Origin of the sequence: Providencia sp. PROV200 (assembly GCF_049901995.1) — a bacterium.
GTDB lineage: Bacteria > Pseudomonadota > Gammaproteobacteria > Enterobacterales > Enterobacteriaceae > Providencia > Providencia rettgeri_E.
On sequence record NZ_CP096307.1, the window covers coordinates 2,133,298 to 2,156,520 of the forward strand.

General features: G+C 42.3%; 23 protein-coding genes and 1 pseudogene. 15 read left to right on the forward strand and 9 right to left on the reverse strand.

Features of this window, described 5'->3' with window-relative positions:
• Positions 1-59 precede the first annotated feature (59 nt).
• Positions 60-1,061 (forward strand): adenosine deaminase, encoded by a 1,002-nt coding sequence (gene add / locus M1E86_RS09795; RefSeq protein ID WP_213912699.1) that lies wholly within the window; start codon positions 60-62, stop codon positions 1,059-1,061.
• Positions 1,062-1,306: 245 nt separating this feature from the next.
• Here add and M1E86_RS09800 read toward each other — a convergent pair whose 3' ends face one another.
• Together M1E86_RS09800 and M1E86_RS09805 are read right to left on the reverse strand one after the other, a co-directional pair.
• Positions 1,307-2,284 (reverse strand): bile acid:sodium symporter family protein, encoded by a 978-nt coding sequence (locus M1E86_RS09800; RefSeq protein ID WP_213912698.1) that lies wholly within the window; start codon positions 2,282-2,284, stop codon positions 1,307-1,309.
• Between the two features lie 59 nt (positions 2,285-2,343).
• A complete protein-coding gene (locus tag M1E86_RS09805) occupies positions 2,344-3,387 on the reverse strand; it encodes an oxidoreductase (protein WP_213912697.1) in 1,044 nt (347 codons plus the stop codon).
• Between the two features lie 128 nt (positions 3,388-3,515).
• On the opposite strand from M1E86_RS09805, the gene M1E86_RS09810 reads away from it, so the two are divergent.
• From M1E86_RS09810 to nadS, 12 genes are all read left to right on the forward strand, one after another.
• Positions 3,516-3,956 carry a DUF2569 domain-containing protein gene (locus M1E86_RS09810; protein ID WP_125893183.1) on the forward strand — a complete coding sequence of 147 codons (441 nt, stop codon included), beginning with the start codon at positions 3,516-3,518 and terminating at the stop codon, positions 3,954-3,956.
• An 84-nt stretch (positions 3,957-4,040) separates the two neighbouring features.
• Positions 4,041-4,622: an electron transport complex subunit RsxA gene (rsxA, locus tag M1E86_RS09815; RefSeq protein WP_004910983.1), complete on the forward strand. Its 582-nt coding sequence runs from the start codon at positions 4,041-4,043 to the stop codon at positions 4,620-4,622.
• On the forward strand, positions 4,622-5,236 hold the full coding sequence (gene rsxB / locus M1E86_RS09820; RefSeq protein WP_213912696.1) for an electron transport complex subunit RsxB: 615 nt from the start codon (positions 4,622-4,624) through the stop codon (positions 5,234-5,236). Before rsxA ends, rsxB begins: the two co-directional genes overlap by 1 nt.
• Complete coding sequence (gene rsxC / locus M1E86_RS09825; RefSeq protein ID WP_426099075.1) at positions 5,229-7,802, forward strand: electron transport complex subunit RsxC; 2,574 nt, start codon at positions 5,229-5,231, stop codon at positions 7,800-7,802. Before rsxB ends, rsxC begins: the two co-directional genes overlap by 8 nt.
• Before the next feature lie 11 nt (positions 7,803-7,813).
• The gene (gene rsxD, locus M1E86_RS09830; protein WP_125893177.1) at positions 7,814-8,899 is read left to right on the forward strand and encodes an electron transport complex subunit RsxD; all 1,086 of its coding nucleotides are present in this window, start codon (positions 7,814-7,816) and stop codon (positions 8,897-8,899) included.
• A gap of 10 nt (positions 8,900-8,909) precedes the next feature.
• Positions 8,910-9,539 carry an electron transport complex subunit RsxG gene (gene rsxG / locus M1E86_RS09835; RefSeq protein WP_125893175.1) on the forward strand — a complete coding sequence of 210 codons (630 nt, stop codon included), beginning with the start codon at positions 8,910-8,912 and terminating at the stop codon, positions 9,537-9,539.
• Positions 9,539-10,255, forward strand: a complete 717-nt coding sequence (locus tag M1E86_RS09840; protein ID WP_125893173.1) for an electron transport complex subunit E — start codon at positions 9,539-9,541, stop codon at positions 10,253-10,255. The genes rsxG and M1E86_RS09840 overlap by 1 nt, the downstream gene beginning before the upstream one ends.
• Positions 10,256-10,274: 19 nt before the next feature.
• Positions 10,275-10,916: an endonuclease III gene (gene nth, locus M1E86_RS09845; RefSeq protein ID WP_125893171.1), complete on the forward strand. Its 642-nt coding sequence runs from the start codon at positions 10,275-10,277 to the stop codon at positions 10,914-10,916.
• A gap of 138 nt (positions 10,917-11,054) precedes the next feature.
• Complete coding sequence (locus tag M1E86_RS09850; RefSeq protein ID WP_213912694.1) at positions 11,055-12,998, forward strand: exoribonuclease II; 1,944 nt, start codon at positions 11,055-11,057, stop codon at positions 12,996-12,998.
• Between the two features lie 202 nt (positions 12,999-13,200).
• Complete coding sequence (gene osmB / locus M1E86_RS09855) at positions 13,201-13,419, forward strand: osmotically-inducible lipoprotein OsmB (protein ID WP_213912693.1); 219 nt, start codon at positions 13,201-13,203, stop codon at positions 13,417-13,419.
• Positions 13,420-13,564: 145 nt separating this feature from the next.
• A complete protein-coding gene (locus M1E86_RS09860; protein ID WP_102138728.1) occupies positions 13,565-13,897 on the forward strand; it encodes a type II toxin-antitoxin system RelE/ParE family toxin in 333 nt (110 codons plus the stop codon).
• Between the two features lies 1 nt (position 13,898).
• Entirely contained in the window at positions 13,899-14,183 is a 285-nt protein-coding gene (gene nadS, locus M1E86_RS09865; protein ID WP_125893165.1) for a NadS family protein, read from the forward strand.
• A gap of 66 nt (positions 14,184-14,249) precedes the next feature.
• Here the strand turns inward: nadS and yciH are convergent, their stop codons facing one another.
• From yciH to M1E86_RS09890, 5 genes are all read right to left on the reverse strand, one after another.
• Positions 14,250-14,576, reverse strand: coding sequence for a stress response translation initiation inhibitor YciH (gene yciH / locus M1E86_RS09870; RefSeq protein ID WP_213912692.1), 327 nt, complete (start codon positions 14,574-14,576; stop codon positions 14,250-14,252).
• Positions 14,573-15,298, reverse strand: a complete 726-nt coding sequence (pyrF, locus tag M1E86_RS09875; RefSeq protein WP_125893161.1) for an orotidine-5'-phosphate decarboxylase — start codon at positions 15,296-15,298, stop codon at positions 14,573-14,575. The genes yciH and pyrF overlap by 4 nt, the downstream gene beginning before the upstream one ends.
• 45 nt (positions 15,299-15,343) lie before the next feature.
• Positions 15,344-16,516, reverse strand: coding sequence for a lipopolysaccharide assembly protein LapB (gene lapB / locus M1E86_RS09880; RefSeq protein ID WP_125893159.1), 1,173 nt, complete (start codon positions 16,514-16,516; stop codon positions 15,344-15,346).
• Positions 16,517-16,522: 6 nt separating this feature from the next.
• Complete coding sequence (locus M1E86_RS09885) at positions 16,523-16,840, reverse strand: LapA family protein (RefSeq protein WP_125893157.1); 318 nt, start codon at positions 16,838-16,840, stop codon at positions 16,523-16,525.
• 145 nt (positions 16,841-16,985) lie between these two features.
• Positions 16,986-17,708 carry a phosphatase PAP2 family protein gene (locus tag M1E86_RS09890; protein WP_213912691.1) on the reverse strand — a complete coding sequence of 241 codons (723 nt, stop codon included), beginning with the start codon at positions 17,706-17,708 and terminating at the stop codon, positions 16,986-16,988.
• A gap of 213 nt (positions 17,709-17,921) precedes the next feature.
• On the opposite strand from M1E86_RS09890, the gene ribA reads away from it, so the two are divergent.
• The gene (gene ribA / locus M1E86_RS09895) at positions 17,922-18,518 is read left to right on the forward strand and encodes a GTP cyclohydrolase II (protein ID WP_102138729.1); all 597 of its coding nucleotides are present in this window, start codon (positions 17,922-17,924) and stop codon (positions 18,516-18,518) included.
• 190 nt (positions 18,519-18,708) lie between these two features.
• Positions 18,709-19,686, forward strand: a complete 978-nt coding sequence (hemB, locus tag M1E86_RS09900; protein WP_213912690.1) for a porphobilinogen synthase — start codon at positions 18,709-18,711, stop codon at positions 19,684-19,686.
• A 110-nt stretch (positions 19,687-19,796) separates the two neighbouring features.
• Here hemB and M1E86_RS09905 read toward each other — a convergent pair whose 3' ends face one another.
• Both M1E86_RS09905 and acnA read right to left on the reverse strand, forming a co-directional pair.
• On the reverse strand, positions 19,797-20,240 hold the full coding sequence (locus M1E86_RS09905; RefSeq protein WP_213912689.1) for a hypothetical protein: 444 nt from the start codon (positions 20,238-20,240) through the stop codon (positions 19,797-19,799).
• Positions 20,241-20,536: 296 nt separating this feature from the next.
• A pseudogene (acnA, locus tag M1E86_RS09910) lies at positions 20,537-23,211 on the reverse strand (aconitate hydratase AcnA).
• Positions 23,212-23,223: the final 12 nt, after the last annotated feature.

The window sequence follows — 23,223 nt, forward strand, 5'->3', positions numbered from 1 at the left end:
ATTGCCTTTAATGAAATAAAAGTCAAAATAAGGATAGAAAATAGATAAAGGATCATTCCGTGATTAATACACATTTACCTTTAACCGATTTACACCGCCACCTCGATGGCAATATCCGTCCAGAAACAATTCTCTCCTTAGCGGAGCAACACCATATTCAATTACCTGCGACAGAGATTGAAGCATTGCGCCCTCATGTTCAAATTATAGGGCAAGAAGCTGACTTAGTGGGTTTCTTAGCAAAACTCGATTGGGGGGTTGCTGTTTTAGCAGATTTAGATGCCTGTCGCCGTGTGGCGTATGAAAATGTTGAAGATGCCTTTAATGCAGGTATCGATTACGCAGAGCTACGTTTCTCTCCATACTATATGGCCATGAAACACCAGCTACCTGTAGAAGGTGTCGTTGAAGCTATTATTGATGGCGTGCGTGCTGGATGCCAACAATTCGATATTAAAATTAATTTAATTGGTATTTTGAGCCGTACTTTTGGCCAACAAGCCTGTACCACTGAACTACAAGGTTTATTAGCACATCGGAACCATTTATGTGCCTTAGATTTAGCTGGAGATGAGCTCGGCTTCCCTGGGGAACTATTTGAGGCACATTTTATTAAGGCTAGGGATACTGGATTAAATATTACGGTGCACGCAGGTGAAGCAGCTGGAGCGAACAGTATTTGGCATGCTATCAATGTATTAGGTGCACAACGCATTGGTCATGGCGTTAAGGCAATAGAAGACCCTGCTTTAATTGAGTATTTAGTAAAGCACCAAATAGGTATGGAAAGCTGTTTAACCTCGAATATTCAAACGAGTACGGTACCTTCCCTTGCACAACACCCATTAAAAACCTTTTTACAACAAGGTGTAGTGGCCTCAATTAATACAGATGACCCGGCAGTTCAAGGAATTGAGTTGCGCCATGAATATGAAGTGGCTGCCCCACAAGCCGGTTTAACTGCTGCAGAGATAGAACAAGCGCAACGTAATGGTCTGAGTATGGCATTTTTATCCGATAGCGAGAAAAAAGCACTTTCACAGAAAGCCGCAACGCGTTAATTCAAATCTATTAAGGGCACTTGTATGAAGCGCCCTTTTAAATTTTCAAATGACTTTCTATATCCTACATTTTATATTTCTACACACACAGCTCTCTTGCGACTATTGAGCTTACTGAATCTCATGTATAGACACAGTAGTTAATTTAAGGATTATCAACCTCTTTAGTATGTTGTAACTAAAAGAGCGTGGCCAATAAATAACTCTCAGAATACGAGGGGAAAATCCCCCTCGACCTTAGATACTTATTTCGTCGATAACCGCTTGGCATAGCGCTGAGCAAGTACAGCACTGACCATCAGTTGTATTTGGTGGAAAATCATCAATGGCAATAAAATAACCCCCACTGTCGCAGCAGGAAACAACACGTTCGCCATTGGAACTCCATTAGCTAAACTCTTTTTCGAACCACAAAACACAATGGTAATTTCATCTTCTTTGCTAAAACCTAACAACCGTGCAGCCAACGTATTAAATACAATAATAATAAATAAGATAACGCAAGTGACAACCACAATCATAAATAGTGAAAATGCGTCTATTTTCTGCCAAATCCCCTCTACCACCGCTTCACTGAATGCCACATAAACCACTAACAATATTGAAGACCGGTCAGTCATATTAACTAATTTGCGATTACGGTTTATCCAATTGGCGATCAGCGGCCGAGATAAATGCCCCACAATAAATGGCAGCATCAATTGCATCAGAATGGAGCCTATCGCATTAAGCGTATCCATGGCTTGGCTGCCATCAGCATCCATCAATAAGCCCACTAAGATTGGTGAAAGAAAAACACCAAGAATACTCGATGCTGATGCACTACAAATAGCTGCAGCAATATTTCCCCCCGCTACCGATGTGAATGCAATGGCTGACTGTACAGTTGCAGGTAAAGCACATAGGTATAAAAAGCCCATATATACAGTGGGTGACATCCATTTCGGAACAATCACGGCAAGCCCTAGGCCTACGATAGGAAATACAATGAATGTACTCGCAAAAACCAAGAGATGTAGGCGCCAGTGCCCTATCCCCGCCATGATTGATTCACGAGATAATTTAGCCCCATGCATAAAGAACAATAATGCAATTGCAGCCGTCGTTAAATATTGAAACGCCGTTTTTATATCGCCTTCACAAGGAAAAAGACTGGCTAGAATGACAACGCCAATCATGATAAGTAAAAATGGGTCTATTCTCAATTTAGCTAGCAAATTCATTCGATTATCCATAATAAAAGCCAGTTATATTAACTGGCCTTATAGTGAGTATTTAGACATTAAAAGATTGCTTCAATTGTCCGTTTTTCTTTTGCCGAACGTATACCTGCTTCAATCAGCTTCATAATATCTATTGCTTCGCTCGGAGTGACTGGGTTTGGTTTACCATGGCGAATCGCATCATATATCCCTTGATAATAACCGCCATAATTACCCCGTTGGTTTGGCCACGGTTGTGTTATAAGCTCATCACCTTGTGACAGCGTCACATTACCCATGTTGGTATCAATTCCCCAATCAGCCCCTTCTGGCCGTTGGCCGCTCTTTAAGCAATCTTCTTGGGTATCTAACCCATATTTAACATAGCTACCATTCATTCCGTGAATAACATATATCGGCGTTGGTGCAGCGGCTAATGTTGTTGCATGCAATACCACTTTTTTATCGGCATACTGCAAAACAGCATGAAAGTAATCCACTGCCTGTGCATTAGGGCGGATCATGGCAAGATCAACGTTGATCCCTTCTGGCCGACCAAAATATTGCAAGACTTGGTCTAACAAATGTGGTCCTAAGTCGTACCAAATACCGGCTCCGGGTATATCGGCTTCACGCCAACGCTGTCTAACTATCGGCCGGTAACGGTCAAAATGGGATTCATAGTATTTAATATCCCCTAGCTTACCTTCTTCTAAGATTTTTTTAACAGTTAAAAAACCTGAATCCCATCGACGGTTATGATAAACCGACAGTAATTTTCCAGCTTGCTCCGCTTGTTGTTTTAATTGTTCAGCTTGTGAGACATCTAACGTAAAGGGTTTATCAACAACCACATGTTTTCCAGCTGCCAATGCCGCTTGTGCAAGGGGGAAGTGAGTATCATTAGGTGTAGGAATGACAACTAATTCGATATCTTTATCCGCAAAAACAGCTTCTGGAGATGCAGCAACATGAATATTTGGCCAATCAGCCTTAACCTTATTGGGGTCACTGCTAGAAATCGTTGTTAAATCATACCCTTCTAATATACCAAGGAAAGGTGCATGAAATGTTTTGCTTGCATAGCCATATCCGATGATCGCGACTTTAATTGGTTTAGACATTTAGACCTCATACAACGATAAACACAAGTGGAGATAAAAAGTACCATCAGAAGGAATGAAATGGCAAATAAATCTATGATAGGATTGTAAATTGTCCAGCGATTTTGCCAAAATGGGTTTTATTAATTATGACTTCAGTTTATGACGCTAACCGCATCACTGGCTGGCTATTAGTTCCAGCAATCTATTTGTTGTTAACCTTTTTAGCTGTTTGCAGTATGACGGTTATGTATTGCATTAAATTTTATGAAATTGTCACGACTGTTGACCATTGGACACGTTTTATTCCAGTCGCTTGGTATTTGTCATTCGCTATTGCTATTGGGATGACAATTTTCAGTATCCATGTGCTGCAATTAATGTTTTCTCGTTCAAAACATTTCCCTCGCCGTTTTATTATTTGGCTGCTTATTTTATTATTATTGGGTATAAAAACCTTTGCATTTTCACCTATTGACGATGAAACCGCTTTGCAAGTCCTGGCATGGCCTCTAATTGGCGCGGGTTTCTTTGTCCCTTATTTCAAACGTTCCCAACGTGTAAAAATGACTTTCACACAAGATCGATAAGCATCATATAAATTGCTTGATATCATAATGATAGTTTAACTGGCTACGGTCAGTTTTTGTTCTTTTTTCATTTCAGGCAATAGCATGACTGATTATTTATTACTCTTTGTTGGAACAGTGTTGGTTAACAACTTCGTCCTCGTTAAATTCCTTGGCTTATGCCCTTTTATGGGCGTCTCAAAAAAACTCGAACCGGCCATTGGGATGGGCTTAGCAACGACGTTTGTTATGACATTAGCGTCAATCAGTTCTTGGTTGATTGACACACTTATCCTCATTCCTCTTGACCTCATCTATTTGCGGACGCTAAGTTTTATTTTAGCGATTGCTGTCGTTGTACAGTTCACTGAAATGGTGGTCAGGAAAACGAGCCCAACGCTCTACCGTTTACTCGGTATTTTTCTGCCTTTAATTACCACCAACTGTGCAGTTCTTGGTGTTGCCTTATTAAATATTAATATGTCTCATACTTTTATGCAGTCTGCCGTATACGGTTTTGGCGCTGCTGTGGGTTTCTCATTAGTGATGGTGTTATTTGCCGCTATTCGCGAACGTTTAGCTGTTGCCAATGTTCCCGCCCCATTTAAGGGCTCGTCAATTGGCTTAATTACCGCTGGCTTGATGTCTCTCGCGTTTATGGGCTTTAGTGGTTTGGTGAAATTCTAATGATGTCTGTATGGATTGCTATCGGTATATTAGCCGTTTTTGGCCTTATTTTCGGGCTGATGTTAGGATATGCCTCATTACGCTTCAAAGTTGAAGCTGACCCGATTGTCGAACAAGTTGAAGCGATATTGCCTCAAAGCCAGTGCGGTCAATGCAGTTACCCTGGTTGCCGTCCTTACGCTGAAGCGGTTGCCAATAATGGGGAAATGATCAACAAATGCGCCCCAGGTGGCGAACAGGTCATGCTGAAAATCGCTGAATTGCTTAATGTCGACCCTCAACCCATTGATGGCGATGAAGCAGCGCAAAACCCCGTCCGTAAAGTGGCTATTATCGATGAAGAAAACTGCATTGGTTGTACTAAATGTATCCAAGCCTGCCCTGTTGATGCCATTGTGGGTGCAACCCGCGCCATGCACACTGTGATTGAAGACTTGTGCACCGGCTGTGACTTATGCGTCGCCCCTTGCCCTACCGATTGTATTGAGCTTGTTCCTGTGAAAACCACCACAGCCAATTGGAAATGGGATTTAAACACCATCCCTGTAAAAAATATTAGTGTTGAACCCAATGAACAGTTTGTGACTAAAGCAAGAGGTGAAACTCATGCTTAAGCTCTTTAATTGGTTGAAAAAAGATAATATCGGGGATTTCAAAGGTGGGATCCATCCGCCTGAAATGAAGCTACAATCTAGCCAGACACCGATGCGTATTGCATCAGTGCCCGATGAGTTGTTTATTCCATTACAACAACATTTGGGCCCTGAGGGAGAACTCATTGTTCAGGTTGGTGACTCAGTATTAAAAGGCCAGCCATTGACTAAAGGGCTTGGGCGTACTGTACCTGTTCATGCATCAACTTCAGGGGTGATCACTGCAATTGAACCTATGGTAACGGCACACCCTTCTGGCTTAAAAGAATTGTGTGTGCGTATTGCAGCCGATGGCCAAGATACATGGTGTACTTTGTCCCCAGAGCCTAATTACGTTCAACTAACCCGTGCTGAATTACTGCAAAAAATTGAACAAGCTGGGATAGCTGGCCTCGGTGGTGCAGGTTTCCCAACCGCATCAAAATTGGCCGGGGGTCAAGATGCGATTAAAACATTAATCATTAATGCAGCTGAATGTGAGCCTTATATCACAGCTGATGATAGGTTAATGCAAGAACATGCACAGGAAGTCATTGAAGGCTGTCGTGTTTTACAGCATTTATTGAACCCCGACCAAATATTAATTGGTATTGAAGATAATAAACCTGAGGCTATTCAGGCACTCAAAGATGCGATCACGCCACAAGATAAACAGGTATTCATCAGGGTTATACCAACTAAATATCCATCTGGTGGTGCTAAACAGCTGACAAAAATTTTAACCGGAAAAGAAGTGCCGTCTGGTGCGCGTTCTTCACAAATTGGTGTGTTGATGCAAAACGTCGGTACTGTGGTCGCCATTAAACGCGCGGTTGTTGATGGCCAGCCATTGATTGAGCGAGTGGTAACTGTCACCGGAGAAGCAATCAGCAAACCGGGTAATTTTTGGACTCGTTTAGGGACCCCAGTTAAACATCTATTACAGCAATCCGGTTTTAATCCAGAGCCAGAACAAATGGTGATTATGGGGGGGCCTTTAATGGGCTTTACCCTACCCGACCTGAATGTCCCTGTCGTAAAAATTTGTAACTGTTTACTGGTTCCCACAATGGAAGAAATGGGACCTAAAGCACTAGAAGAAGCGTGTATTCGTTGTGGGTTATGTGTCGATGCCTGCCCAGCCGCGTTACTTCCTCAGCAACTTTATTGGTTCAGTAAAGGGGATGAACACGAAAAAGCGCAAAAACATAATTTATTTGACTGCATAGAGTGCGGTGCATGTGCTTATGTATGCCCAAGTAATATTCCGTTAGTGCAATATTATCGCCAAGAAAAAGCGGAAATTCGTGAAATTGCTCAAGAAGAGCGCCGAGCTGCTGAAGCTAAATTACGTTTTGAAGCAAAACAGTTGCGTATGGAACGTGATAAACAAGCACGAGAAGAACGCCATAAAAAAGCCGCGGTACAAGTTGATAGCGCGGATAAAGATGCAGTTAATGCAGCCTTGGCTCGAGTTAAAACCAAACAAGCAGCCACCGCGGAGCCCATTAAGATTATTTCTGGTGAACTGCCAGACAATAGTGCGGTGATTGCTGCTCGCGAAGCCCGTAAAGCTCAAGCTCGTGCAAAACAAGCTGAAAAACTGGCTAATGCACAAACAAAACCCGTTGACACAGCGGCCTCGGGTGATCCTCGTAAAGATGCTGTCGCAGCCGCCATTGCACGTGCGAAAGCCAAAAAAGCCGCACAAGCGCAACCGGCAACTGAGTCAGTCGCCGAAGCAGTCACTGATGCAGAGGCTGATCCACGCAAAGCGGCTGTCGCAGCCGCCATTGCGCGTGCGAAAACTAAAAAAGCCGCACAAGCGCAATCAGCAAATGAGCCAGTCGCCGAAGTAGTCGCTGATGCAGAGGCTGATCCGCGCAAAGCCGCTGTTGCAGCCGCCATTGCACGTGCGAAAGCCAAAAAAGCGGCGCAAGCGCAACCAGCAACTGAGCCAGTCGCCGAAGCAGTCACTGATGCAGAGGCTGATCCACGCAAAGCCGCTGTCGCAGCCGCCATTGCACGTGCGAAAGCCAAAAAAGCCGCACAAGCGCAACCGGCAACTGAGCCAGTCGCCGAAGCAGTCACTGATGCAGACGTTGACCCGCGCAAAGCCGCTGTTGCAGCCGCCATTGCACGTGCGAAAGCCAAAAAAGCGGCGCAAACACAACCTGCAAATGAGCCAGTCGCCGAAGCAGTCACTGATGCAGAGGCTGACCCACGCAAAGCCGCTGTCGCAGCTGCCATTGCGCGTGCAAAAGCCAAAAAAGCGGCGCAAGCGCAACCAGCAACTGAGCCAGTCGCCGAAGCAGTCACTGATGCAGAGGCTGACCCACGCAAAGCCGCTGTCGCAGCCGCCATTGCACGTGCGAAAGCCAAAAAAGCCGCACAAGCGCAACAACTTGCACAAGAGGAGCTCACCCCAGCAGCTGAACAACCCATTGAAGAGGAAACCGATCCTCGAAAAATTGCCGTTGCCGCAGCGATCGCGCGAGTAAAAGCTAAGCAAGCACAAAAACAACATGAACAGACGACTACAGAGTAAGTGATAACGAGATGAAATTTAGGCCAATTGATGCGAAAAATCGCCGTTTAAAAATTGCTAGCGCGCCATTTACTCATAACAAACAAAGCACCAGTTTAGTCATGTTTTGGGTACTTTTAGCGGCAATACCGGGTATTGTTGCTCAAGTTTATTTTTTTGGCGTTGGCACCTTATACCAAATTATTTTAGCGGTGCTAACTGCCCTTATCACAGAAGCAGTTTCTATTCGTTTACGCCAACAACCTGTAGTTCCTGTACTAAAAGATAATTCCGCCATTGTGACCGCGCTATTATTAGCCATCAGCCTACCTCCGCTCTCACCTTGGTGGATGATCGTATTAGGGACATTTTTTGCCATAACAATTGCTAAGCAATGCTATGGCGGTTTGGGACAAAACCCGTTTAACCCTGCAATGGTGGGTTATGTTGTCTTGCTAATATCATTCCCTGTTCATATGACAAACTGGCTCCCCCCATATGAATTACAGAATATGTCGATTTCAGCACTTGATAGCCTATCCATTATTTTCAGTGGTCATACGCCAACAGGTATTACCCTCGAGCAATTACGTACAGGCATTGATGGTATGAGCCAAGCAACCCCGCTTGATAGTTTTAAAACGGGGTTACTGACTCACTCTATTTCTGAAGTTTTACAGCAACCTATTTTACAAGGTTCCTTAGCGGGTATTGGTTGGCAATGGGTAAATATTGGCTATTTAATCGGTGGTTTGTTCTTATTACAGCGCCGAATTATTAGCTGGCATATTCCGGTGTCATTCTTAGGCACATTGGCGGTCTTAACTGTTGTTAGTTACTTGATTGATGATAGCCAGCATGCCTCACCATGGGTTCATCTGTTGTCTGGCGCGACTATGCTAGGGGCATTTTTTATTGCTACAGACCCTGTCACTGCATCGACTACGCCTAAGGGCCGGATTATTTTTGGTGTGATTATCGGTTTCCTTGTTTGGGTGATCCGTGTATACGGTGGTTACCCTGACGCTGTTGCATTTGCCGTGTTGCTCGCCAATATTACCGTCCCATTAATTGATTACTATACGCAGCCTCGTGCGTACGGTCATGGACATAAGTAAGGATAACCGTATGTTGAACACGATGAGACGCCATGGGGTAACGTTAGCCATCTTTGCAGCAGGTACGACTGCGCTTAGTGCTACGGTGTACACGTTAACGAAAGGAACTATTGCTGAGCAAGCGGCTATTGTTCAAAAAAAACTACTCGACCAAGTGATACCAAATGATTTATATGACAACGACCTCGCAAAAGAGTGTTATTTAGTCTCTAATGAGGCCATACTTGGCAGCAAACAACCTAGGCGTTTATATCTCGCCCGTAAAAATGGTGAACCCGTTGCAGCTGCATTAGAAACAACCGCACTAGATGGCTACTCTGGGGCTATACATTTATTAGTTGGAGCTGATTTTCACGGCACCGTACTGGGTACTCGCGTAACAGAACATCATGAAACCCCTGGGCTTGGGGACAAAATTGAGACACGAATATCTGATTGGATCACCTATTTTAGTGGTAAAAAAATAACTTCTGAAAATGACCCTAAATGGGCCGTTAAAAAAGATGGAGGTGAATTTGATCAGTTTACTGGCGCAACAATTACACCTAGAGCGGTCGTCAATGCGACTAAACGTACAGCGGTATTTATGCAACAAATTCCACAACAATTATCGAATTATCCACTCTGTGGGGACGAATAATGAGCGATTCATCTAAAGACTTATTAATGCAAGGTTTGTGGAAAAATAACTCTGCATTAGTTCAATTATTGGGGCTTTGCCCTCTTCTTGCTGTTTCATCGACAGCAACAAACGCCTTAGGACTAGGTTTAGCGACAACATTAGTCTTAGTTTGTACTAATGTTACCGTTTCTGCTTTACGCAGATGGGTTCCTTCGGAAATTCGAATCCCTATTTATGTAATGATTATTGCGTCCGTTGTCAGCGCTGTACAAATGTTGATCAACGCATATGCATTTGGTTTATATGAATCTCTTGGGATCTTTATCCCACTCATCGTCACCAACTGTATTGTTATTGGGCGCGCAGAAGCCTATGCTTCTCGTAATCCTGTTGGGTTGTCCGCCCTTGATGGATTTGCTATGGGTTTAGGCGCTACGGCAACCTTGCTTGTCTTAGGTTCAATTCGTGAAATTTTAGGGAATGGGACCTTATTTGATGGTGCTGATTTGTTACTCGGTTCTTGGGCCACCTCCCTTCGTATTGAAGTGTTACACCTTGATTCGCCATTTTTACTCGCTATGCTACCACCAGGTGCCTTTATTGGCCTCGCGCTACTTTTAGCTGCGAAGTATTTAATTGATGAAAAAATGAAAAAAAGAGCCGCACGACAATCTGGTGTCCAACCAGAACGTGAATATGAAAAACAGCAAGGTTGCGGCAGCCATATTTCTTAACAGTGATATTTTGTGAGCAATGAATAAATCAAAACGCATTGAAATTCTAACTCGTCTACGGGATAACAACCCACACCCTACAACGGAGTTAGAATTTAACTCCCCCTTTGAGCTGTTAATCGCCGTTTTATTATCAGCTCAAGCGACTGATGTGAGCGTCAATAAGGCGACAGCAAAGCTCTACCCAGTTGCTAATACGCCTGAAACTATTATGGCGCTCGGTGTTGATGGGATAAAAGAATACATTAAAACCATTGGCTTATTTAATACCAAGGCTGAAAGTGTCTATAAAACCTGCCAAATTTTAATTGAAAAACACAACAGCCAAGTTCCTGAAAACCGAGAGGCCTTAGAGGCTTTGCCGGGTGTCGGTCGCAAGACGGCAAATGTGGTTCTTAATACCGCATTTGGTTGGCCGACTATCGCTGTTGACACGCACATTTTTCGTGTCTGTAACCGCACTAATTTTGCCCCAGGCAAGAATGTCGTTGAAGTTGAAGAAAAACTCCTTAAAGTTGTACCGCCAGAGTTTAAAGTCGATTGCCACCATTGGTTTATTTTGCATGGCCGTTATACTTGTATTGCCCGCAAACCCCGCTGTGGCTCTTGTATTATCGAAGATTTATGCGAATTTAAAGAAAAAATTTATCCAGAAGATTAACCACGATACTAATTTTATAGGTTACAGATAATCGATATTTTTAATGAAGAATCTAGTCAGTAACGCATTTTTTCCTTGCTCTAAGACTTTGTCTTACGTAACAATAGAGCCAAACTCAATATCAATAAAACGGTAAGTATGTTCCAAGACAACCCACTGCTCGCGCAACTTAAACAAACATTACATGCCCAGACTCCACGCGTCGAAGGGCTGGTGAAAAGCACAGAAAAAGGTTTTGGCTTTCTCGAAGTTGATGGCCAAAAAAGTTATTTTATTCCACCGCCTCAAATGAAAAAAGTCATGCACGGTGACCGTGTTATCGCCGCTGTTCATACAGATAAAGACCGTGAATTCGCAGAACCAGAAGAACTGGTGGAACCTTTCTTAGAAAGGTTTGTTGGGAAAATACAGAAAAAAGAAAATGATAACCGCTTATTTGTGATCCCTGACCATCCCTTACTTAAAGACATGATTTCTTGCCGTCCAGTCAATGGCATTACTCACGAATTTAAGCAAGATGATTGGGTGGTTGCACAAATGCGTCGCCACCCATTAAAAGGTGATAAAACCTTCTACGCTGAAATTACTGAATTTATCACCGATGGTGATGACCATTTTGCACCATGGTGGGTAACGTTACGCCGTCACCAATTAGACCGTGATGAACCTCAAATGGTTGATAGCGAGCGAGATGACCAAGGCATTGAACGCATTGATTTAACTCACTTACACTTTACGACGATTGACAGTGCTAGCACTGAAGATATGGATGACGCACTCTATGTCGAAAGAATCGATAACGGTGACTTAAAGCTATATATCGCTATTGCTGACCCAACAAGCTATATCCCTGAAGGAAGCGAGCTGGATAAACTGGCTTTAGCCCGTGGATATACCAACTATCTGCCCGGTTTTAATATTCCAATGTTACCGCGTAAGTTGTCAGATGACCTATGCTCTTTGCGCCCAAATGAGCGTCGCCCTGCTTTAGTCTGTATTGCGCTAATCAAAGAAGATGGACGTATTGATGATCACATTGAATTTTTCAGTGCTTGGGTTGAATCAAAATCTAAATTAGTTTATGACGAAGTCTCCGATTGGCTTGAAAATACAGGTAGTTGGCAGCCTGAGAATGATATTGATAAACAGCAAATTTTACTGCTTAAAGAAATGGCTGACAGGCGTTTGCAATGGCGTGAAAACAATGCACTCGTGTTCAAAGATCGCCCTGATTACCGCTTTATATTAGATGATAGCGGAAATGTGATAGATATCGTGACCGAGCGTCGCCGCAGTTCTAATCGCATCGTTGAAGAAGCGATGATTACTTCTAACCTTTGTGCCGCAGCAGTACTAAAAGAAAAGTTAGGATTTGGCGTATTTAATGTACATATGGGGTTTGAACCACTGCAAATTGACCAAGTTGTTCAAACACTAAAAGACAATGGCATTGAAACCACGGCAGAATCGCTATTAACACTAGAAGGTTTCCGTCAACTACGTCGTCAATTAGATGCTCAGCCGACACAATTCCTTGATAGCCGTATTCGTCGTTATCAAACTTTCGCAGAAGTCAAAGCGGATCCCGGACCACATTTTGGTTTAGGGTTTGCAGCTTATGCGACTTGGACTTCACCAATTCGTAAATACACCGATATCGTCAATCACCGCTTAATCAAATCTATTATTGCGGGTAAACCTTCAACAGATAAACCCTCTGAAGAATTATCAATCAAACTAGCGGAACGTCGCCGTGCAAACCGTATGGCTGAACGCGATGTTGGTGATTGGCTCTACTCTCGTTACTTAAAACCTTTTGAAGGTACAGATACAAAATTCCCGGCTGAAATTATTGATATTACCCGTGGTGGAGTACGAATCCGTTTAGTCGACAATGGTGCTGTCGCATTTGTTCCGGCTCCCTTTATTCATAGCGTTCGTGATGAAATTCAATGTAGCCAAGAAACAGGTAATGTTCTTGTGAAAGGTGAAGTTGCTTACCAGCTTAATGATATTATCAATGTCACCATTAGCGAAGTACGTATGGAAACACGCAATATCGTCGCTAGACCCGCCGAGTAACAACGTTTATGCTACACTTAAAAGACCATAGCTTTTGATTCCTATGGTCTTTTATTCCTCTATTTATTGTTTTTCAACCTCAAATTCGGTTAAACGTTAAACTGTATGCGTTTTCCGATATTTTTTCCTGATTATTCTTATTCGTAAATTTACCTATCGTGATATTTTATTAACTGTTAAATCTGCACTAAGGGTCAATAAAATGAACATAGTAAACAAACGTATTTTATCATTTGCGGTAATAGCCACTGTCGCTATCAGTGTCAGTGCCTGCTCAAATATGTCTAAACGCGATAAAAACACCGCGATCGGCGCTGGTGTAGGGGCTGTTGGTGGTGCTGTATTGACAGGTGGAAGCTCTATAGGAACTGTTGGTGGTGCGGCTATCGGTGGAATTATTGGCCACCAAGTTGGTAAATAAAGACCACTATCTCCTTTACGACCTCTCCTTAGTCTAAAATAGCGTTCATCATGAACGCTATTTTAATATCCGATAATTGATTAAACTATTGACGACAAAAAGTGTACAAAGTACACTTACAAATAACACAAAGGGAGGGAACCCTGTGAGCCACGCAATTGAATTTATTGAAACGAGCTTTTTTACTAAACAAATCCAATCTATAGCGACACAAGAAGAACTTAGGATATTACAAAATGAACTTATCGCATGGCCAGATAAAGGCGATATCATCCAAGGCACAGGTGGGCTACGTAAAATTAGGATGGCAACGGGTAATAAAGGGAAAAGTGCAAGTGTACGCGTTATTTATTTCCTAGCTACAGCAGAAATTATTTATTTTATAATGGCTTACCCAAAAAATGTCAAAGACACGCTAAGTGACTTAGAAAAAGCAGAATTAAAGAAACTAACGAAATTACTAAAAAATGAGGTGTAAAATGAGTATATTCAACGAATTAAAAGCCTCTTTAGAAGAAGCTGTTGAAATTAAAAAAGGCCAGCAAAAAGCTGCCAATATCACACGTTACGAAATAACTGACGTCAAAGCAATTCGAGAACAACTGAATGTATCACAAAGCGAATTAGCTCACGCACTAGGTACGAGTATCGATACCATTAAAAGTTGGGAGCTTAAACGACGAAACCCAACAGGGTTAGCGGCTAAAATACTCATCGCGATTAAGCGTAATCCAGCCCTGTTTACTGAATTAGCCGAAATCTAATCATTTCAATATTTATAAAATGAGTGGCTTTCTAATAGCCACTCACGATAAAAAACCTTACGTTAATCAGCCACCAGCTAACTTAACGTGAAACCCTTTCGCCTCAAGGTACTGTTTAATAACATCGCGTTTATCACCTTGAATTTCAACGTTACCATCTTTGACTGCACCGCCACAGCCACATTTCTTTTTAAGGTCAGCGGCCAATTTAGCCAATTCATTATCGTCAAGGTCAAGACCTGTAATAACGCAAACCCCTTTCCCTTTACGGCCTGAAGTCTCACGGCGAATTCGCGCAATACCATCGCCTTTAGGTCTTTCAACTTTGGGTTTATCTTCAGCAATACGCCCTGTTTCTGTACTGTAAACAAGACGACTATTAGAATCACTCATAGCAAACCTTCAATAGATTGATTGATTTGTTGCAATGTCCCTGTTGGGTTTTCACTACGTGTAATCGGGCGCCCAATCACCATATAATCGACACCCGCTTTCACTGCATCTTGTGGTGTCATGATACGACGTTGATCCCCAACCTCACTTCCCGTAGGCCGGATACCTGGGGTAACTAATTTGAAATCAGCACCACATAGCTGTTTTAAGCGTTGTGCTTCATGGGCTGAGCAAACAACACCGTCTAACCCACATTGCTTCGTTAATAAGGCCAAACGCTCTGCATGATCTGCTGGTGAAGCGTTAATCCCAACACCGATAAGATCAGACTCATCCATACTCGTTAATACGGTTACTGCGGTAAGTAATGGTGCATCTTTACCATAATGTTCAAGTGATTGACGCGCGGCTTCCATCATACGAGCGCCTCCACCAGCGTGAACATTAACCATCCAAACCCCCATTTCAGCCGCAGCCGCAACAGCACGAGCCACCGTATTTGGAATATCATGGAATTTCAAATCTAAGAAAATATCGAAACCACGTTCATGGAGTGACTTAACAAATTGAGGACCATTAAAAGTAAACATTTCTTTGCCTACTTTTAAGCGACAATCACGTGGGTCAATGCGATCCACAAAAGCCAAAGCCTCATTAGCATCTTCATAATCAAGTGCCACAATAATTGGCGAATGTGTGTGGTTCTCAGTTGAGGAAATCATTTCTTAGCCTTTAAAGAGTCGTTATTATTTAATAAGGTGACGCTGTCACTGCCCGTCTAGCCCGCGAATAGGCTTAATTGTGTCCCAAGAGCGACAAGATGGGCAATGCCAATATAATGCATGCGATGTAAACCCGCATTTATGACAACGATAATCGGGTTTTGTACGAATTTGTTCTCCTACCATTTTACGAAGCAAAATCAAACTTTCTTTTGCCCTTCCATCTTCCGCTTCTTCAAGATGGTAGTCCATTAAACGATAGAATAAACGCATGGTCGGGTGACGTTGAATTTGGTCGTTAATATAATTTGCAGCCGCTTCATGATTTTGTTTTTCAACAATAATATCAGCTAAATAAAGTTCTGCGATAGCCCCTGAATTACCTGCAACACACTGACGTAAATAATCTTCCCATTCATCCGCTTGGCTTATATGTTGATAACAATCAAACAGTAATGGTAAGGTTTCAGTAACTAGTTCTCTATCTTGTTCATAAACTTGTTTTAGAACATGAATCGCTTTATCGTAATTACCTTGTTCGATAAACAATCGCCCTTTCATAATTGAAACCCGAGCACAGTGGTTGTCGGCTTGCTCAGCTTTATTTAACAATGTCAGCGCATCTTCGAGATCATCACTCGCAAGTTGTTGGGTCGCTAATTCGCAATAAAAATGGGCAATTTGCTCTCGTAGCTCTGAGGCCCCTAATTTAACCAGCTTTCCAGCCGTTTCAATGGCTTTAGTCCAGTCACTGGTTAGTTGGTAAATATTTAATAGGGATTGCAAAGCACTTTGTTTGAAATCAACTTCATCCGTTAATTGCTGAAACATATTTTCTGCACGGTCATAAACCCCTGCAGCCATATAATCTCGGCCAAGTTGTTGGGTTGCTAATAAGCGTTGTTCAAATGATAAAGCGGCGCTTTCTACCAGCGATTGGTGAATACGAATGGCACGTTCAACTTCACCTCGAGAGCGAAATAAATTTCCCAAAGTGAGATGAGCCTCAAAAGCGGAACTGTCTTCATTTTTTAGCATGTCGAGGAACAAATCGACAGCTTTATCTTGTTGATTAGACAATAGGAAGTTAACGCCTGTCACATAATCACGTGACAAGCGATTCGCATGTTGTTGCTTATCTTGTTGAGCACTTCTGCGCCCCATGTACCAACCGTAAGCAGCAGCAACTGGTAGCAGCAGAAACAGCAACTCGAACATACAGGATTATTCCTTGTTCTGAGCCGTCACTAATGAGGTTGAATCGGAAATATTATTTTCTCCAGCACCTAATTGTGATTCTAAACGTCTAATTTTACGACGTGCGTTTTTTAGGCTAACAATGACTCGTAAATAAAACACAGCACAAATTAGCCACCCTAGCACAAAACCGACACCAAAAAGTGATGCAAGAAGGGTTGATAATGAGAAATCCCCTTTTGCAATCAGGTAGTTAAATGTAATAACCTGATCATTGCTTGAACCTAGCGTAATCGAAATAATAAAAAAAGCGACCGCTAGTAATAAAATCAGAAAATATTTCACATTTATTCCCGTTATCAGTTCTATTCATCCAATAATATCTACCTCTTAAGGTAGCATTTCCAACGCATTCAGACAAAGTAATTTATTTTATACAATAGGAAATTAAAGTTAAAAACCCCCTAATTAGGGGGAACTTGATGAAAGATTAATCGGCTTTACTCAATAGCCCCCATAAACGCAAAATATAATAACCAAATACCGTAAAACAAGCACTGATGACCACGGAAGTAATGATATCAATAGGCCAATGCATGCCCAACAACATACGGCTAAAGGCAATACCCTCAGCCCAAATAGCAAGCCCTATCGATAACGCATATAAACGTTGTTGCCAAAAAAGCGCAATTAAAAACAATGCCCAGCCCGCTGCAAATAGCATATGACCCGAGGGGAAAGAATAGCCTGTTTCTGCTTGCCAATGCTTACGCTGCCATTTAGGCACATTCTCATCTTGTTTAACGGTATCTTTAATTAGTTTCGCTCGTATACTGCGTTTTAACTCATAAAAATCTGATGTCGGAATTTGATATTCGCTTGCTAGCCATTCTACATAAGGACGCGGTTCTTTAAATGTGTTCTTTAATGCGCTTTTTAAGCCTTGTTGCAGTAATACAACACTAATAAGAATAAGCAAAATCTTCAGGCATTGTTTCTTTTTTGAACGGAAAACCAATACGACAGCGCCAAGGAATAGTAAAGACGTTAAAATACTATAAGGCGCTCCTGCCGTGTTCGTTAGCCAAAGCAGCCATTTTATTGAGTGAAACTGGTTTTCTGGTGACCAGTGCCAGCCTGTAATCATCATCAACGTGGGCGGTATTATTAATAACAATGCAAAAGCACAAACGACCAAAACAGTTTTTTTCATTCAATGTATTCCAAATAAAGTTCTATTAAATATACAAATATTCCATTCACGCATTATTAACTCTGTTATAGTAATACAGTGTTGGCAGTGTGCAAAGAATACCAACCTCTATATGCTAAACGTCATATAGCATCGATGTAATATAGTTAAGCTACTTTGTATCGATAAACGTTATTAATTAAGCAAGAGTTACTTTAACTAATGAAAGAAAATATGCAGCTAAAACGCGTTGCTGAAGCAAAGCTCCCGACACCTTTCGGTGAATTTTTAATGGTGGGTTTTGAAGAAATCGCAACAGGTCGTGATCATGTAGCGTTAATTTTTGGCGATATATCAGGAAATACACCAGTTCTCAGCCGGATCCACTCCGAATGTTTAACCGGAGATGCATTATTTAGTCTACGCTGCGATTGTGGTTTTCAATTAGAAGCCGCACTTTCCCAGATTAGTAAAGAAGGCCGAGGAGTATTACTTTATCATCGTCAAGAAGGCCGAAACATTGGCTTACTGAACAAAATTCGCGCTTATGCATTACAAGATCAAGGCCTCGATACAGTTGAAGCCAACATCAAACTCGGATTTAAAGCCGATGAACGTGATTTTACCTTATGCTCTGATATGTATAAATTATTGGGGATTAACGAAGTCCGTTTATTGACGAATAACCCGAAAAAAATCGACATCATGCGTGAAGCAGGAATCAACGTTGTAGAGCGTGTACCACTGATTGTCGGCCGTAATCCAAGTAACGAGCATTATCTTGACGTTAAAGCAGAAAAAATGGGACACATGCTATTTAAGCACCAGTGATCTCACCAAAGGAAGAGTGCTCTGCTCTTCCCTTTATTTTCCCCTATTGCATTATAACCTCTCGATGTGTGTCATTTATTGGCTACTATATTCACTTTCTTTCCATAAGGTTTATACTGTTAGCCATCTGATTACCCTGATGAATAAACTGGGTTCTTAAGGTTTATTCCGCATACTACCAGGAGATACTGTGAACAACCTGCATTCCATTCAACGCATGAGAAGATTGCGTAAAACTGAAAAACTCCGCTCTTTATTCCAAGAAACACATCTTTCCGTTAATGACCTTTGCTTGCCAATTTTTGTTGAAGAAGAACTCGACGACTATATGCCAATCAATAGCATGCCGGGTGTTATGCGTATTCCAGAGAAACGTCTTGCTTATGAAATTGAGCGAATTGCAAATGCAGGAATAAAATCAGTGATGACCTTTGGGGTTTCCCATCATCTTGATGATAATGGTAGTGATGCATGGCAAGAAAATGGTTTAGTGGCACGTATGTCACGTATCTGTAAAGAAACCGTCCCTGAAATGATAGTGATGTCTGACACCTGCTTCTGCGAATATACCTCTCACGGTCACTGTGGTGTCATGCATGGCCATGTCGTTGATAACGATGCAACTATCCATAACCTAGGTCTACAAGCTGTTGCTGCTGCACGCGCAGGTGCTGATTTTATCGCCCCTTCTGCCGCAATGGATGGCCAAGTTGCTGCAATTCGCCATGCACTTGATGAAGCTGGTTTTACAGACACCGCCATTATGTCTTACTCCACAAAATTTGCCTCAGCACTGTATGGCCCATTCCGAGATGCAGCGGGTTCATGCCTTAAAGGGGATAGAAAAACCTATCAGATGAACCCAATGAACCGCCGTGAAGCACTACATGAATCACTAATTGATGAACGTGAAGGTGCTGACGCGCTAATGATTAAACCTGCTGGGGCTTATTTGGATATTATTCGTGATTTACGTGAGCATACCCAATTACCTATCGGGGCTTATCAAGTCAGTGGCGAATATGCGCAAATTAAGTTTGCTGCTCAAGCAGGTGCAATTGATGAAACGCGTGTAGCTCTTGAAACACTCGGGTCTATCAAACGCGCAGGGGCTGATCTTATTTTCACTTATTTTGCTTTACAATTAGCCGAAGCCAACGCGTTATAATCGCTTTCCGTTAAAAAAAACCGCATCACTGTACACAATCACAGTAGTGCGGTTTTTTGCCATTTTTGGTGAATAATATCACTTAAACAGACTTATTTATAACCAAATAGCTATTTTGCTCTTTGCAATTCAAGTTGTTGAGTTAAAGTTTGGGCATAATGCTTTGCTTGTTCTGCTGTTGCTAGGCCAGCAATTAACAAATCTTGTTTACCCGCAGATGTCGTTGCAACTACTCCCCAGTAATCAACTTCAACCGTAATACTTTCAGGGTTTTGATCTGGCATTGGCAAAATATCAAAGTAGCCTTGTAATGGTGTAATCGTAATAGTGGTGTAATCTGCATTTAAGCCCAGTGGAAATTCTTTGTCTGCATATAGACGCAAATCATGAACTTCCGTTTCAGGTGTTCTCATCACAATAGAATATAAGTTAGGTATGTGCTCCAAAATGTCACGAACCTCTTCGTTCGCACCATCAAAATGGGATGTGGTTAATAAGATATCTGCTGCCCACAACGCCCCTTTATAGAAATCGGTTTCATTGATATCTGCCATACTCATTTCCTTTATAGTGTTTTCGATAAGCTCTGTCACATGGTGACCTGTACTAAAGCCATTACATTCAATCATTTTGCACAAAGAAACTTATTTATGGCGAAATTCACCCTATTTTCATCTAGCCGAGTAGCGACTATTTTCTCCTGTAATTTACCGTCTATTGCACACCATAACGTAGATTGCCATCAAAAATATTGAGAAAAAACAAGATTGATAAATAAGATTAAATATTAAAAAACAAAAACGCCCGTAGGATACAATCTTACAGGCGTTTAAGTGTGATGGTTTAATGACTAATGTAGCATCTGCCTTATCACATAATGCAAAATCCCCCCATGACGGTAATAATCCATCTCCGTTGCCGTATCAATACGACAGCGAGTGATAACTTCTTTTATATCACCATTGCCATAAGTAATTCTCACTGTGATATCCTGACCTGGGGTAATTGACTGTAACCCAATGACATCAATGCGTTCATCACCTTTTAAACCGAGTGTTTTGCGAGAGACCCCATCTTTAAACTCCAAAGGTATAACCCCCATACCAATCAAATTAGAACGGTGAATACGTTCATATGATTCAGTAATGACGACGCGTACACCCAATAAATTCGTCCCTTTCGCAGCCCAATCTCGGCTAGAACCAGAACCATATTCTTTACCTGCGATAATGGCTAATGGTCTATTTTCTTGTTGATACAACATTGCCGCATCATAAATCGCCATCTGTTTGCCTGTAGGGATATGCAAGGTATATCCCCCTTCAACACCTGGCACCATTTCATTACGAATACGAATGTTTGCAAATGTCCCTCGCATCATTACTTCATGGTTACCCCGACGCGAACCATAAGAGTTGAAATCTGCGACAGCAACACCGTGCTCTTGCAGATATCGTCCAGCTGGGCTCTCTTTTTTTTGATATTCCCCGCAGGCGAAATGTGGTCAGTAGTAACCGAGTCGCCGAGGATAGCTAAAATATTTGCGCCATGAATATCTTTGACCGGTGCTGGCTGCACTTGCATACCTTCAAAGAAAGGTGGATGGCGAATATAAGTCGAGTCTTCTTGCCAATGATAAGTTGAAGAGCTTTCAACTTGTAATGCTCTCCAAGCATCGTCACCTTCAAAGACTGCACTATATTCCTTACGGAACATGTCTGTTTTAACTTGCTGCACAGCTTGCGCAATTTCAGCACTGGATGGCCAAATATCTTTCAAGTAAACATCGTTACCGGATTTATCGACCCCAATAGGATCGGTTTTCAAGTTGATATTCATGTTCCCTGCCAGCGCATAGGCAACCACCAAAGGCGGTGATGCTAACCAGTTGGTTTTCACCAGTGGGTGAATTCGCCCTTCAAAGTTACGGTTACCCGACAGCACGGCACCAACGGTAAGATCTGCTTGTTTAATCGCCTCTTCTATTGGTTCTGGTAATGGGCCTGAGTTACCGATACAAGTTGTACATCCATACCCAACAAGGTTAAATCCAAGTTTATCTAAATACGGTGTTAAACCCGCAACCGCAAGATAATCAGTAACCACTTTAGAGCCCGGTGCCAATGATGATTTAACCCACGGCTGACGGACTAAGCCTTTTTCAACGGCTTTTTTTGCTAATAGCCCTGCTGCCATTAATACACTTGGGTTTGACGTATTTGTACAAGATGTAATTGCCGCAATAACGACAGCGCCATCAGTGAGCTCAAAGGTTTTATTTTGATATTTAACAGAAGGATAGCTTGATTGAATTTTCTTGTTAACTTCTAACTCTACCGCACCGCGAAATGCTTTTGGCACTTGACTAAGTTCCACTCTGTCTTGTGGGCGTTTAGGCCCTGCTAAGCTGGACTCCACCGTTGACATATCTAACTCAAGTGTACTGGTGAAAATAGGTTCGTCACCTGCATAACGCCATAACCCCTGCTCCTTACTATAAGCTTCCACCAGCGCAATTTCATCGTCACTGCGGCCTGTTAAACGCAAATAAGACAGTGTCACTTCATCAACCGGGAAAAACCCACAAGTTGCGCCATATTCAGGTGACATATTTGCAATCGTTGCACGGTCTGCTAATGGTAAATCAGCTAAGCCATCACCATAAAATTCTACAAATTTCCCCACCACGCCATGTTGACGTAACATTTGTGTTACGGTTAATACAAGGTCGGTTGCCGTTATCCCTTCAGATAATTTCCCGGTTAATTTAAAACCCACAACATCAGGGATCAGCATTGAAATCGGTTGGCCTAACATCGCGGCTTCAGCTTCAATACCACCAACTCCCCATCCTAGTACACCGAGCCCATTGATCATGGTTGTATGGGAGTCTGTCCCGACTAAGGTATCTGGATAAGCATATAATTTACCGTCAATTTCTTCATACCATACCGCCTTACCAAGGTATTCTAAATTAACTTGATGACAGATACCGGTACCCGGCGGCACCACTTGAAAACGGTTAAATGCTTTTTGCCCCCAACGAAGAAATAAATAACGTTCATGGTTACGCGCCATTTCAATTTCAACGTTATCATCAAAAGCAGATTGGGTAGCAAACTCATCCACCATCACCGAGTGGTCAATCACTAAATCAACAGGAGACAACGGGTTCACTTGCTCAACATTACCGCCGAGTGATTTAACCGCCTCACGCATCGCGGCAAGGTCAACAACAGCAGGAACACCCGTAAAATCTTGCATAAGAACACGGGCTGGGCGATACGCAATTTCCCTATCTGCATGCGCGTTTTTTTGCCAGTCAATGATAGCTTGTAAATCTTGTTCGACAACTGAGCTTCCATCAATATGGCGTAATAGGTTTTCGAGTAAGACTTTTAATGACTTAGGTAGCTTAGTTCCCGCACCGAGCTTTTTTTCAGCTAGTGCTAAACTGAAGTAATTATACTGCTTGTTTCCAACATTGAGTGTCGAGGCACTCGTTGTTTTTAGACTCAACGACATAACTCCTCCTTG

Excerpts from the sequence above, each read along its gene's own strand:
- M1E86_RS09800 (WP_213912698.1), bottom strand. The coding sequence starts at position 2,284 with ATGAATTTGCTAGCTAAATTGAGAATAGACCCATTTTTACTTATCATG.
- M1E86_RS09805 (WP_213912697.1), bottom strand. The coding sequence starts at position 3,387 with ATGTCTAAACCAATTAAAGTCGCGATCATCGGATATGGCTATGCAAGC.
- M1E86_RS09810 (WP_125893183.1), top strand. The coding sequence starts at position 3,516 with ATGACTTCAGTTTATGACGCTAACCGCATCACTGGCTGGCTATTAGTT.
- rsxA (WP_004910983.1), top strand. The coding sequence starts at position 4,041 with ATGACTGATTATTTATTACTCTTTGTTGGAACAGTGTTGGTTAACAAC.
- rsxB (WP_213912696.1), top strand. The coding sequence starts at position 4,622 with ATGATGTCTGTATGGATTGCTATCGGTATATTAGCCGTTTTTGGCCTT.
- rsxC (WP_426099075.1), top strand. The coding sequence starts at position 5,229 with ATGCTTAAGCTCTTTAATTGGTTGAAAAAAGATAATATCGGGGATTTC.
- rsxD (WP_125893177.1), top strand. The coding sequence starts at position 7,814 with ATGAAATTTAGGCCAATTGATGCGAAAAATCGCCGTTTAAAAATTGCT.
- rsxG (WP_125893175.1), top strand. The coding sequence starts at position 8,910 with ATGTTGAACACGATGAGACGCCATGGGGTAACGTTAGCCATCTTTGCA.
- M1E86_RS09840 (WP_125893173.1), top strand. The coding sequence starts at position 9,539 with ATGAGCGATTCATCTAAAGACTTATTAATGCAAGGTTTGTGGAAAAAT.
- nth (WP_125893171.1), top strand. The coding sequence starts at position 10,275 with ATGAATAAATCAAAACGCATTGAAATTCTAACTCGTCTACGGGATAAC.
- M1E86_RS09850 (WP_213912694.1), top strand. The coding sequence starts at position 11,055 with ATGTTCCAAGACAACCCACTGCTCGCGCAACTTAAACAAACATTACAT.
- osmB (WP_213912693.1), top strand. The coding sequence starts at position 13,201 with ATGAACATAGTAAACAAACGTATTTTATCATTTGCGGTAATAGCCACT.
- nadS (WP_125893165.1), top strand. The coding sequence starts at position 13,899 with ATGAGTATATTCAACGAATTAAAAGCCTCTTTAGAAGAAGCTGTTGAA.
- yciH (WP_213912692.1), bottom strand. The coding sequence starts at position 14,576 with ATGAGTGATTCTAATAGTCGTCTTGTTTACAGTACAGAAACAGGGCGT.
- pyrF (WP_125893161.1), bottom strand. The coding sequence starts at position 15,298 with ATGATTTCCTCAACTGAGAACCACACACATTCGCCAATTATTGTGGCA.
- lapB (WP_125893159.1), bottom strand. The coding sequence starts at position 16,516 with ATGTTCGAGTTGCTGTTTCTGCTGCTACCAGTTGCTGCTGCTTACGGT.
- M1E86_RS09890 (WP_213912691.1), bottom strand. The coding sequence starts at position 17,708 with ATGAAAAAAACTGTTTTGGTCGTTTGTGCTTTTGCATTGTTATTAATA.
- ribA (WP_102138729.1), top strand. The coding sequence starts at position 17,922 with ATGCAGCTAAAACGCGTTGCTGAAGCAAAGCTCCCGACACCTTTCGGT.
- M1E86_RS09905 (WP_213912689.1), bottom strand. The coding sequence starts at position 20,240 with ATGGCAGATATCAATGAAACCGATTTCTATAAAGGGGCGTTGTGGGCA.